This window comes from Roseateles sp. DB2 (assembly GCF_051857535.1).
GTDB lineage: Bacteria > Pseudomonadota > Gammaproteobacteria > Burkholderiales > Burkholderiaceae_C > Roseateles_B.
The window spans coordinates 1-10,879 of record NZ_JBPZGY010000013.1; the positions used below are offsets into that span (position 1 = coordinate 1).

Annotated in this window: 12 protein-coding genes; 7 read left to right on the forward strand and 5 right to left on the reverse strand. The window is 67.1% G+C overall.

Features of this window, described 5'->3' with window-relative positions:
* Positions 1-204: hypothetical protein (locus ACS5PK_RS17430; RefSeq protein WP_439441530.1), on the forward strand; the 204-nt coding region annotated here is incomplete at its 5' end.
* A 52-nt stretch (positions 205-256) separates the two neighbouring features.
* On the opposite strand, the gene ptsP is transcribed toward ACS5PK_RS17430, so the two are convergent.
* Positions 257-2,035 carry a phosphoenolpyruvate--protein phosphotransferase gene (ptsP, locus tag ACS5PK_RS17435; protein WP_439441531.1) on the reverse strand — a complete coding sequence of 593 codons (1,779 nt, stop codon included), beginning with the start codon at positions 2,033-2,035 and terminating at the stop codon, positions 257-259.
* Between the two features lie 142 nt (positions 2,036-2,177).
* On the opposite strand from ptsP, the gene ACS5PK_RS17440 reads away from it, so the two are divergent.
* Positions 2,178-3,032: a GNAT family N-acetyltransferase gene (locus ACS5PK_RS17440; RefSeq protein ID WP_439441532.1), complete on the forward strand. Its 855-nt coding sequence runs from the start codon at positions 2,178-2,180 to the stop codon at positions 3,030-3,032.
* Positions 3,033-3,075: 43 nt separating this feature from the next.
* On the opposite strand, the gene ACS5PK_RS17445 is transcribed toward ACS5PK_RS17440, so the two are convergent.
* The 3 genes from ACS5PK_RS17445 to ACS5PK_RS17455 are packed head-to-tail and all read right to left on the reverse strand — an operon-like array spanning position 3,076 to position 4,311.
* Positions 3,076-3,345 carry an HPr family phosphocarrier protein gene (locus ACS5PK_RS17445; RefSeq protein WP_439441533.1) on the reverse strand — a complete coding sequence of 90 codons (270 nt, stop codon included), beginning with the start codon at positions 3,343-3,345 and terminating at the stop codon, positions 3,076-3,078.
* Positions 3,342-3,749 (reverse strand): PTS sugar transporter subunit IIA, encoded by a 408-nt coding sequence (locus ACS5PK_RS17450; RefSeq protein ID WP_439441534.1) that lies wholly within the window; start codon positions 3,747-3,749, stop codon positions 3,342-3,344. Before ACS5PK_RS17450 ends, ACS5PK_RS17445 begins: the two co-directional genes overlap by 4 nt.
* A gap of 49 nt (positions 3,750-3,798) precedes the next feature.
* Positions 3,799-4,311, reverse strand: a complete 513-nt coding sequence (locus tag ACS5PK_RS17455; RefSeq protein ID WP_439441535.1) for a hypothetical protein — start codon at positions 4,309-4,311, stop codon at positions 3,799-3,801.
* A gap of 51 nt (positions 4,312-4,362) precedes the next feature.
* Here ACS5PK_RS17455 and ACS5PK_RS17460 point away from each other — a divergent pair, with 51 nt between their 5' ends.
* From ACS5PK_RS17460 to ACS5PK_RS17480, 5 genes are all read left to right on the forward strand, one after another.
* The gene (locus ACS5PK_RS17460; RefSeq protein ID WP_439441536.1) at positions 4,363-5,619 is read left to right on the forward strand and encodes a CaiB/BaiF CoA transferase family protein; all 1,257 of its coding nucleotides are present in this window, start codon (positions 4,363-4,365) and stop codon (positions 5,617-5,619) included.
* Positions 5,616-6,413, forward strand: coding sequence for an alpha/beta fold hydrolase (locus ACS5PK_RS17465; RefSeq protein ID WP_439441537.1), 798 nt, complete (start codon positions 5,616-5,618; stop codon positions 6,411-6,413). Before ACS5PK_RS17460 ends, ACS5PK_RS17465 begins: the two co-directional genes overlap by 4 nt.
* A 183-nt stretch (positions 6,414-6,596) precedes the next feature.
* Complete coding sequence (locus ACS5PK_RS17470; RefSeq protein ID WP_439441538.1) at positions 6,597-7,742, forward strand: hypothetical protein; 1,146 nt, start codon at positions 6,597-6,599, stop codon at positions 7,740-7,742.
* A 212-nt stretch (positions 7,743-7,954) separates the two neighbouring features.
* Positions 7,955-8,458, forward strand: coding sequence for a TlpA family protein disulfide reductase (locus ACS5PK_RS17475; protein ID WP_439441539.1), 504 nt, complete (start codon positions 7,955-7,957; stop codon positions 8,456-8,458).
* A 10-nt stretch (positions 8,459-8,468) separates the two neighbouring features.
* A complete protein-coding gene (locus ACS5PK_RS17480; RefSeq protein ID WP_439441540.1) occupies positions 8,469-9,689 on the forward strand; it encodes a multifunctional CCA addition/repair protein in 1,221 nt (406 codons plus the stop codon).
* A 39-nt stretch (positions 9,690-9,728) separates the two neighbouring features.
* On the opposite strand, the gene ACS5PK_RS17485 is transcribed toward ACS5PK_RS17480, so the two are convergent.
* Positions 9,729-10,844, reverse strand: coding sequence for a class I SAM-dependent methyltransferase (locus ACS5PK_RS17485; RefSeq protein ID WP_439441541.1), 1,116 nt, complete (start codon positions 10,842-10,844; stop codon positions 9,729-9,731).
* Between the last annotated feature and the right edge of the window lie 35 nt (positions 10,845-10,879).

Sequence of the window (10,879 nt, forward strand, 5' to 3'; positions counted from 1 at the left end):
AGAAGCGAGATTATGACTGAATTTCTTTCGTATCGTCAAGCGTTTTTTGAAATTTGTTTTTCAACAGCTTTCAACGCCTGGCGAAACATTCAGATCTCGCCGCGCATCAGGATCGAAACCCTTCTGCGCCCCACCGCTAATTCGCGCTTCGTTTCGAAGCACTGCATCAGCAGCGAAGCCTTAGACTGTAGCACAGCTTTTTAGACCAGAGCAAGAGATTCGACAGAAATTCTTGCGGGGCCCCTTGGCGAGGCCATCAGTGCATGCGCTGGGAGTTCGCCGCGAAGGCCAAGCTTGCGGTCTTCTCCGGATCCTCGCTAGAGAGTATGGCGGGCAACGCCGCCTTCAACTTCTGCGAATCAGCCCGCAAGATGCGCTGCTTGACCGAGGGAATCTGAGATGGGTGCATGGAGAAGTTGCGCAGCCCCATGGCCAGCAGCAGGTCGGTGAATACTGCGTCGCCTGCCATTTCGCCACAGACGCTGACCGACTTGCCCGCCGCGCGCGCTTGCGAGATCGAGCTGGCGATCAACTGCAGCACCGCCGGATGCCAGGGGTCGTACAGATGGGCCACGGCTTCATCGGCCCGGTCGATGGCCAGGGTGTACTGGATGAGGTCATTGGTGCCAATGGACACGAAGTCCACATGAGGCAGCAGCAAAGGCAGCATCACCGCTGCCGCCGGGATCTCGATCATGACGCCCAGCTCCACCTGGGTGTAAGGCTGTCCGTTGTCATCCAGTTGCTGCTTGACGCGCCTGAGCGTGTCGAGGATCTGCCGTATCTCGCTGAGGTGGGCGACCATGGGAATCAGCAGGCGGATCTTGCCGAAGGCACTCGCCCGGTAGATAGCGCGGAGCTGCTGCCGGAACATGCTGGGCTCGGCCAGGCTCCAGCGGATGGCCCGCAAGCCCATTGCCGGGTTGAGCACATGCTCATGGCGCAGTTCGTTGGCAGACAAGCGCTCCAAAGGCTTGTCCGCGCCCACGTCGACCGTGCGGATGGTGACTGGCATGCCCTTCATGGCCTCCACTGCCGCCTTGTAGGCCTGGAACTGCTCTTCCTCGCTGGGCAGCTCTCCATCGCGGTTCATGAAGAGGAACTCGCTGCGGAACAAGCCCACGCCAGTGGCGCCGGCCTCCACCGCTGCCGCAGCATCCGCCGGCAGCTCGATATTGGCATGCAGCTCGATGCGCTCACCATCCAGCGTGACCGCAGGCGTATGGCGCAGGCGAGCCAGTCGTGCACGCTCCAGCTCGCTCTGACGCTGCCGGAAGCGGTATTCCTCGAGCACGATGGGAGAGGGGTTGACGATGACGACGCCGCTGTCTCCGTCAATGATGACCCAGTCGTCCTGGCGGATCAGGCGCGAGGCCTCTCGGGTGCCGACCACCGCAGGGATGTCCATGCTGCGCGCGACGATGGCCGTGTGCGAGGTCTTGCCACCGATGTCGGTGATGAAACCATGGAACACGCTGCGCTTGAACTGCATCATGTCGGCCGGAGCAATGTCGGCCGCGACGAGCAACAGCGGATCCTCTCCGGCGAAGTCACGCTGCACCACCTGGGCCGCGCCGACCTTCGCCCCGCCCTGCTCAGCGGCCATGGCACCCAGCAGGCGTTCCACCACCTGCTCCAGGTCCGCCTTGCGCTCGCGCAGGTAGTCGTCTTCCATTTCGTCGAACTGCCGCGCCAGCACTTCCAGTTGGGCTGACAGCGCCCACTCGGCGTTGTAGTGACGCTCGACGATCCACTGCCGCGTCGCCCCCAGCAAGGCCTCGTCGTGCAGCAGCATCAGGTGCACATCCAGCAGGGCCGCCAATTCGTGGGGGGCATCCTCAGGCATGTCTTCCTTGAGCGACTCCAGCTCGCGGGCGACCTCATCGCGAGCCCGCAGCGCGCGCTTGATCTCACTGGGCACATGGGCCGGGTCGATGAAGTAGTGGGCCACGTCCACGCGGCTGGATGCCACCAGCACGGCGCGACCGATGGCCACACCCCGAGACACAGGAATGCCGAAGACCTGAAAACTCATGCGCCGACTGTAGCAGCCGCACTCCTGAGCCAAACGGGCAAAGTGCCGCTCCAGGCCTGTCATGTCAACGTCAAGAAGCAGTCACGGGCACGTCACGCCCAGCGCCGAGCATGGCGACCGTCACAGCACGACGAGGCCACCCATGAGGGACATCCCCCTGCCCACCCTGCCTTTCTCGGAAATCCGGCCGCCCAAGGCGGAACGGAGGTCACTTCCAGACGCTGCGCAGCCGACTGCAGGCACGGGTGAGGGCAAGCCTCGCCTGGACGTGGCCTGGGCGTGCACGCCCGAAGAGATCCGGGCCGCCCAACGTCTGAGGTACGAGGTCTTCGTCGAGGAAATGGGCGCCCGGCTCAGCCTCCCGGCAGAAGCACCCGCCGGCCATGACATCGACGCCTTTGACCCCTTCTGCGAGCATCTACTGGTGCGCTCCGTCTCCGCGGACGGCCATCACGCACAGGTGATCGGTACCTACCGCGTGCTGACGCCGGAAGCGGCGTTGCGCGCTGGCGGGCTGTACAGCGAGACGGAGTTTGACCTCGCACCGCTTCAGGCCCTGCGCCCCCGCATGGTGGAGCTGGGTCGCTCCTGCGTGCATGCCGAACACCGCTCCGGCGGAGCCATCATGGCGCTATGGGGGGCCCTGGCAGAGTTCATGGTGCGCAACCAGCTGGACACCATGATCGGCTGCGCCAGCGTCAGCATGCGCGACGGCGGCCACTACGCCGCCAGCCTCTGGCACCAGCTCAAGGACAGCCACATGGCACCCCAGCAGTGGCAGGTGACGCCGAAGCTGGCGCTGCCCGTGGATGAGCTGAGACAGGACCTGCCGGTGGAGCCGCCGCCGCTGATCAAGGGCTATCTGCGCTGCGGAGCACGCATCCTCGGACGTCCGGCCTGGGATCCGGACTTCAATACGGCCGACCTGCCCATGCTCATGCGCATCGACGACCTGCCGGCCCGCTACCGCCGCCACTTCCTGGGCGCGGCGTCCTGAGCATCAGGCAAGAGGCGCCTGGCCCTGCCAGACGCCCGCTGGATCACTCGCCTTCGCCGAACTTGTCGTTGACGAGGGCCGCGATGGCATCCTGGGCAGCCTGCTCGTCCGGGCCGTCGGTTTCCAGCTCGACCTGAGTGCCGATCCCGGCAGCCAGCATCATGACGCCCATGATGCTCTTGGCGTTGACCCGGCGAGTGCCTCGACTCAGGAAGACCTCACATTGATAGGCGCCTGCCAGCTTGGTCAGCTTGGCCGATGCGCGGGCATGCAGGCCCAGCTTGTTGCTGATGGTGAGGGTCGTCTTGATCATCGGTCCGCGGGGTTGGAGGGCAATTCACTGAGCACCACGCCCTGCGTGGCGCCCTGGCTGGCGCGCTGCACAAGCGCTGCCAGCGGCTCATGGGCATAGCAGAGGCTGCGCCACAGCATGGGGACGTTGACACCGCTGAGCACCCGCACATGCCCCTGGGCGTCGGCCAGGCGCTGCGCGGCGTTGCTGGGCGTCGCGCCAAAGACGTCGGTCAGCACCAGCACGTCCTCGTGGCCCGCCTGCAGCATCAGCGCGCGACCGCGCTGCTCGACCTCATCTGCCGACATGTCCGTGGTCACATCCAGTACGGACAGCTGGGTCGCGCAATGGGGAAAGGTATGTTCCGCCACGGCCTTGAGGGCCGAGGCCAGTGGGGCATGGGCGATGAGCAGCAAGCCGGTCATGGGGGCATTATCAGTGGGCAAGGCTCCGACCAGGACCAGGGCAAGCCCCTCACTCAGGCAATCTCACCGAAGCCAGGAAATTCTGCCAGGCGGCCTCGTCATCCCTGGGGCCCATCATGACCAGCTGATAAACCTTCAATCCCCTGGAAAAAAGGGCCTGGCGCGCCTTCTGCCCGGGGCCGGACAGCGCCTGCTGGCCAGACTCCGGGCGCGGCGTCATGCCTTGCACCTGGGCAGCCTGCCAGGCTGCCTCAGGGGTCTGCAGGCGCTGGCGCAAGCCATCGCCCATGGCGCGCAGCGCCGGTCCCACCATGTCCGGACGAGGCATCTCGGACCAGCTCAGCGAGAAGCTCAGCTCCGTCGCCCGGCAAGCCGCCAGCCCCACGGCCGGCTCCTGCGCACTGGCGGGTCGGCGAGCCTGCTCGGGCTTGCAGGGGAACATCAGCTCAGCGCCGCTGCCCTCGGGCCGTACCTCGCGCCAGTTCAGCGAAGGCGCGCAGGCCCCCATCAGCAACAGGGGGGCCAGCAAACCGGCACGCGGGAGCGTCTTGAGCAGCGTCATCCTCGCATTATCGAGGGGTGGCAGCGGCCCGCCGGGGGGCACAATCCGGCCATGCAAGACCCGACCCCCTCCCTGGCGGCCCTGCCGCCCGGCGCCCTCAGCGGCGTCACCGTGCTGGACCTGTCCCGCGTGCTGGCCGGCCCCTGGTGCACCCAGACCCTGGCCGACCTCGGCGCCAACGTCATCAAGGTCGAACGCCCTGACAGCGGCGACGACACCCGCGCCTGGGGACCTCCCTATCTCAAGACGCCGGATGGCGGGGACAGCGGCGAAGCCGCCTACTTCCTGGGCGCCAACCGCAACAAGCGCTCCATCACCGTCGACATCGCCCATCCCGATGGCCAGGCACTGATCCGCAAACTGGTGCAGCAGGCCGATGTGCTGGTGGAGAACTTCAAGGTCGGCGACCTCGCCCGCTACGGCCTGGATGCCCAGAGCCTGCTGGCACTCAAGCCCGGACTGGTGGTGTGCTCCATCACCGGCTTCGGCCAGACCGGCCCCTACCGGGACCGCGCCGGCTACGACTACGCCATCCAAGGCATCGGCGGCTTGATGAGCGTGACTGGCGAGCGCGACGACCAGCCCGGCGGCGGACCTCAAAAGGTAGGGGTCGCGGTGGCAGACCTGTTCACCGGGCTTTATTCGACGGTGGCCATCCTGGCCGCATTGCGTCACCGGGACCTCACCGGCCAGGGCCAGGTCATCGACATGGCCTTGCTGGACACGCAGGTGGCCATGCTGGCCAATCTGGGCGCCAACTATCTCTGCACTGGCAAGGCGCCGGGCCGCATGGGCAACGCCCATGCGAACATCGTGCCCTATCAGGTCTTCGAGACCCGCGACGGTCACCTGATCCTCGCCGTGGGCAATGACAAGCAGTACGCCAAGTTCTGCGAGATCGCCGGCCATCCCGAGTGGGCCACCGACCCGCGCTTCCTGCACAACGCCGACCGCGTGCGCCACCGCGCTGTGCTGGTGCCACTGATCGCCGCCGCGTTGCGCCTGCAAACGCGCCAGCACTGGCTGAGCCAGTTGGAGGCAGCCAAGGTGCCTTGCGGTGCCATCAACAACCTGGACGAAGTCTTCGCCGACCCGCAGGTCCAGGCCCGCGGCATGATCGTGCCCATGGCTCACCCATTGAGCGAGCAGTTGCAGGTGGTGGCCAATCCCATCAAGCTGTCTGCCACACCCGTGCAGTACCGCCACCCACCACCGTTGCTGGGCCAGCACACGGACGAGCTGCTGGGCGAAGCCGGGCTCTCGGACGCCGAGGTCCAGGCCCTGCGCGAGCAAGGAGTAATTGGATGAGCACCCCCACCCGATCTGCCGCGGCGCAACAGGACACGCCTGCGGGACAGGACCGCCCGCCAGAGGCCCACCCCCGTGGCAGCGACTTCGTCCTGGTCCACGGCGCCTGGCACGGGGCCTGGTGCTGGAAGCGTATCCTGCCGGCCCTCTGGGCGGCCGGGCACCGGGCATTTGCGGTGAGCCTCAGCGGCGTGGGCGAACGCGTGCATGCCGGCCCCTCTGGCATCACCCTGGACACCCACATCCAGGACGTGGCCGCCGTGATTGAGGCCGAGGAGCTGCAGCACTGCATCCTGGTCGGCCACAGTTATGCCGGCATGGTGATCACGGGCGTGGCCGACCGATTGCCGGGTCGCATCGGTCAGTTGGTCTATCTGGACGCCGTGGTGCCATGGCCGGGCGATGCCTGGTCCAGCCGACACAGCCCGGACACGCAGGCCCAGCGCCGCGCCCTCATCGCCGAGCAAGGCGTACTGCCGCCGGCGCCGCCCAGCCTCTTCGGCCTCGAGGCTGACGACGCTGCCTGGGTGGAGCGCCGCCAGACCGCCCACCCAGGCGGCGTCTATGACCAGCCCCTGCACTACGACGCCGAGCGCTGGGCCCGCCTGCCACGCCGCTTCATCGACTGCACGCAACCCGCCCTGGCCACCATTGCCGCCAGCCGCGAGCGCGTGCGCAGCGAGCCAGGCTGGACCGTTGACGAGATCGCCACCGGGCACGACGCCATGATCAGCGCCCCTGAGTCCCTGCTGGACTGCCTGCTGGCCGCCGCCCAGGACCGCGTCAAATCGTGACGGCGCCCCCAGGCTGAGGGAAGGGCCGCCCCCGCCCTGCTGGCGGCACCGGCTTTCACAATGCTGAAGGGCGGCCGCCGCCGCCCCCGAGTCACGGGATGGACGCTGCAGGCCAGACTGCCAACCATGGCAGACCAGACCGGATTGACATCCGTCATCCGCAGGAATCCAACCATAGCCCTCATGCCGCCCAGCCCGCAGTCCCTCACCCACGCCGCGACGGCCAGCGCCGACTCCGCGGCCTGGGCGGACATCGTGCAGCAACTGGGGGCCGAGATCGCAGGCCCGCTGAGCCAGGCGCTGGAGCGCATTCACACCCTCATTGCCACCGGCCAAATCGACCGCCAGAGCCTGCGAGCCCTGCGCGAAGGCGTCAGCCAGGCCCGCGAGGCCGGCATGATGGGGCAGCAGTTGGCGCGCCTGGCCTCAGGCAAGCTGCGGCTGTCCAAGGAACGGCTGCAACTCACCCAGATGCTGCGCGGCGTGCTGGCCCACCGCAGTCGCGAGGCCCTGGCCCGCGGCATACAGATCCGTCAGATGCTCAAGCCGGCCGACGTGCTGGGCGATGGCGCCCTGCTCTTCGCCCTGCTCAACGCCCTGCTGGACTGGGCACTGGCCTGCACCCATTCATCGGTGGACTTCCGCCTGGACCTCAGCCCCTGGCCAGCACGCGCCCGGCTGAGTTGCCGTTTTGCGCACCGATCTCTGGATCTGGTCGACGAGCCCCAGGAAGAGGATTTGCCGGCAGCGGTGAATTCGCTGGCCTGGCGACTGCTGGAGCAGACGGCGCTGACCATGGGCCTGCAGCCCCTGCGCGAGCACGAGGCGGGCATTACCGAGCTGACCCTGGAGTTCCCGCACACGCTGCTGGACGAGCCCGGCGCGCCTCAGCCGGAACCGGCGGAAGGCTGGGGCATGCCTGACGCCCGGGAGTTCGCCAACTCCTCCAACTCCAAGCCACTGGCAGGCAGTCATCTGCTGATCGTCTCGCCACGGCGCGAGCTGCGCGGGCAGATCCAGGATGCCGTGCGGCACATGGGCCTGATCATCGATGTGGTCAACACCATGGCTGAAGCCCAGCACTTCTGCATGGAGGGCCTGCCACATGCTGTGATCTTTGAGAGCTCACAGCGCGGCAGCGAACTCGAAGCGCTCAAGACGGGCATCGTCCGCGACGTGGCAGACTTCTGCTTCATCGAGGTCCAGGACAGTGCACAGCTCACCCAGCTCTCCAGCGCCACGGCCGATGGCATGGCGCGCATCGCCCGAAGCAGCCTGGCTGAAGCCCTGCCCGCAATGCTGCTGTTCGAGCTGTCGAAATCGCTGTAAGTTCGCACCGGATCCACGGCGCCCTCCGGTGCAGCAGCGCGGGTTCGCTGCGGCTTCGGCATGGACCGGCCGCTGGCCGATCTGGCTTCCATGCCCGGCCCGTACCAGCCCCCCTGCCGCGTCGCCCTGATCAAACGTGCCTTGTCCCTGCGCAGCCCGGGACGCCTCCCGCTGGCCTACACTCACCGCCTGCCACCCTGATGCCGCCTGCCATGCGCCGCTTCGTCATTCCAGCTCTTCTTGCCGCCGCCCTCATGGGTGCCGGCGTGCTCGGCTACCAAAGCCTGCTCATGACCCAGAAGGCACCCGCTGTCAGCTATGTGCTGCTCAACGGACAGAAGCTGGACTCCACGAACTGGCAAGGGAAGGTGATGCTGGTGAATTTCTGGGCCACCAGTTGCACGACCTGCGTACGCGAGATGCCGCAGATCATCGCCACCCATGAAAAGTTCAAGCAGCGTGGCTTCGACACCCTGGCCGTGGCCATGAGCTATGACCCCCCGGCCTATGTTTCCACGTTCGCCGAAACCCGCAAGTTGCCCTTCAGCGTCGCCATCGACAACACCGGCGAGATCGCCCGGCAATTCGGTGATGTGCGCCTGACCCCCACCACTGTGCTGATCAACAAGCGCGGCGAGATCGTGAAACGCTTCGTTGGTGAGCCGGACTTCGACGCACTGCACGCCCTGATCGAGAAGCTGCTGGCGCAGGGCTGAAGTCGGCACCATGGAGATCTACGAAGTCGGCGGCGCCGTCCGTGACCGCCTGCTGGGCCGCCCGGTCAGCGATCGCGACTGGGTCGTGGTGGGCGCCACCCCGCAGGACATGCTGGACCGAGGCTTCCAGCCGGTGGGCAAGGACTTCCCGGTCTTTCTTCATCCCCAGAGCCACGAGGAGTATGCCCTGGCCCGCACCGAGCGCAAGACGGCGCCGGGCTACCACGGCTTCAGCATCCATGCGGCGCCCGACGTCACCCTGGAGCAGGACCTGAGCCGGCGCGACCTCACCATCAATGCCATGGCCCAGGACGCGCGCGGGCAACTGATCGATCCGCACGGTGGCCAGCGCGACCTGGCGGCGCGCTGCCTGCGACATGTCTCGCCCGCCTTTGCCGAAGACCCGGTGCGCATCCTGAGGCTGGCGCGCTTTGCCGCCCGCTTCCACGACTTCAGCGTGGCCCCCGAGACCCTTGTCTTGATGCGGTCCATGGTCGATGCCGGCGAGGTGGACGCCCTGGTGGCCGAGCGCGTCTGGCAGGAACTGTCCCGCGGACTGATGGAGGCGCGGCCCTCGCGCATGATCGAGGTCCTGCGCGAATGCGGTGCCCTCGCCCGCCTTGCACCGGAACTCGACCGGCTCTTCGGAGTCCCGCAGCCCGAGCTGCACCATCCTGAGATCGATACCGGCCTGCATCTGCTGCTGGTGCTGGACCAATGCGCTCGCCTGGACACCCCGCTGGCCGTGCGCTACGCCTGCCTGTGCCACGACCTGGGCAAGGGCACGACGCCTCCCGCAGAGTGGCCTCGCCACATTGCCCACGAGGTGCGCAGCGAGCGGCTCAGCCGCGCGCTGAGCCAGCGCTGGCGCGTACCCAACGAGGCCCGGGAGCTGGCCGAGCTGGTGGCGCGCGAGCATACCCATGTGCACCAGAGCGCGGGATTCAGCCCTGAGGCCCGCCTGCGCCTGCTGGACCGCTGCGACGCATGGCGCCGCCCGGAGCGTTTCGAGCAGTTGCTGCAGGCCTGCGAATGCGATGCCCGCGGTCGCACCGGGCTGGAGACCCGCCCCTATCCGCAGCGAGAGCGGCTCAGCGCAGATCTGCAATGCCTGCAGGCGCTGGATCAGGGCGCCATCAGTGCCCAGGCCATCGCCCGCGGCCTGCAGGGCCCGGCCATAGGCAAGGCCATTCAGCAAGCGCGGCTGGACGTATTGAAGACCCTGGGCTGATCCTCGGGCTGCGCCGCAGGCATGGCACTGCCGCGGCCTTCAGAGCGTGTGGCTTCGATCGCCTCTTGCGAAGCCGATGGCTTCGAACTCGGGGCCCGCCGCGAAGCCGATCACCTTGAACAGCTCACCCATCTCATGCTCAGCCAGCAGCTTGTGCGCCATGGTGCGCGCCGGCAGCGAGGCCTGGGCCATCAGCTCAATCAGGCCGCAGTTGATGAGGAAATTTGCCTGGCTGGTATAGCCCAGCACCTGCAGGCCCGCGTCCTGCCCGGCCAGGGCGATGCCGGTGAAGTTGATATGGGCGGTGATGTCCTTGTCCCCGACTCGCTGCAGGGGATCCGGATCCGCCTGGTGCAGATAGTGGCACATCAGCGTGCCGCCGCTGCGCTGAGGGTGGTAGTACTCGCTCTCGGGGAAGCCGTAGTCAATGAAGAAGGCTGCCCCGCGTTCCAGTTGGCCCGCCAGCGTGCGTACAAAGGCCTCGGCCTGGGCGTGGAGTTCAGTGAGGAAGCCCGGCATAAAGCCGTCAGGCGGCGCGTACGGGGGCTGCAGGGTCGTCGGCCTGTCGGCCCAGGCCAGGCCCTCGCCTTCGCCAACCACGCCGCGTTCCAGCCATTGCCGGCCGTCATAGCGGAGGAGCTGCACAGGCATGGCATCCAGCACCTCGTTCCCCACCACCACGCCGCTGAAGCGCTCCGGCAGGGTATCCAGCCAGACCAGCTTGTGGGCCCAGGGACGCAGGCGCTCGGCTTGACGCGCGCGCAAGTTGCCGGAGAGGTCGACGATCACATAACGGCGCACGGCATCACCCAGCGTCGAGAGCAACTGCTCCGCCAGCGCACCCGTGCCAGCACCGAACTCCCAGACTTCATCCGTCGCCGTCTGGCTCAAGGCCTGAGCTACCTGGACAGCCAGGGCCTGGCCGAAGAGCGGCGACAACTCCGGTGCGGTGACGAAGTCAGACCCGCTGTCCGGCAACAGGCCGAACTTCTGGCGGCCGCCGCTGTAGTAACCATGCACCGGCGCATAGAGGGCGGTGCTCATGAAGTGATCGAAGGGCCACCAGCCCTCAACGGCCAGTCGTTCGCGGATCAGGTTCAGCAGGGGGGTGCCGGCCTCGGCGTCCTGCTGCCTGGAGCTTTCGTTCGCAGACATGCCGGCATTGTAGAGACCCGGCCCGCAAGGCCCGT

What these genes read in the sequence shown, in the direction of transcription:
- ACS5PK_RS17445 (WP_439441533.1), bottom strand. Translation starts at nt 3,345, where the DNA reads ATGATCAAGACGACCCTCACCATCAGCAACAAGCTGGGCCTGCATGCC.
- ACS5PK_RS17475 (WP_439441539.1), top strand. Translation starts at nt 7,955, where the DNA reads ATGCGCCGCTTCGTCATTCCAGCTCTTCTTGCCGCCGCCCTCATGGGT.
- ACS5PK_RS17465 (WP_439441537.1), top strand. Translation starts at nt 5,616, where the DNA reads ATGAGCACCCCCACCCGATCTGCCGCGGCGCAACAGGACACGCCTGCG.
- ACS5PK_RS17485 (WP_439441541.1), bottom strand. Translation starts at nt 10,844, where the DNA reads ATGTCTGCGAACGAAAGCTCCAGGCAGCAGGACGCCGAGGCCGGCACC.
- ACS5PK_RS17480 (WP_439441540.1), top strand. Translation starts at nt 8,469, where the DNA reads ATGGAGATCTACGAAGTCGGCGGCGCCGTCCGTGACCGCCTGCTGGGC.
- ACS5PK_RS17440 (WP_439441532.1), top strand. Translation starts at nt 2,178, where the DNA reads ATGAGGGACATCCCCCTGCCCACCCTGCCTTTCTCGGAAATCCGGCCG.
- ptsP (WP_439441531.1), bottom strand. Translation starts at nt 2,035, where the DNA reads ATGAGTTTTCAGGTCTTCGGCATTCCTGTGTCTCGGGGTGTGGCCATC.
- ACS5PK_RS17460 (WP_439441536.1), top strand. Translation starts at nt 4,363, where the DNA reads ATGCAAGACCCGACCCCCTCCCTGGCGGCCCTGCCGCCCGGCGCCCTC.
- ACS5PK_RS17455 (WP_439441535.1), bottom strand. Translation starts at nt 4,311, where the DNA reads ATGACGCTGCTCAAGACGCTCCCGCGTGCCGGTTTGCTGGCCCCCCTG.
- ACS5PK_RS17450 (WP_439441534.1), bottom strand. Translation starts at nt 3,749, where the DNA reads ATGACCGGCTTGCTGCTCATCGCCCATGCCCCACTGGCCTCGGCCCTC.
- ACS5PK_RS17470 (WP_439441538.1), top strand. Translation starts at nt 6,597, where the DNA reads ATGCCGCCCAGCCCGCAGTCCCTCACCCACGCCGCGACGGCCAGCGCC.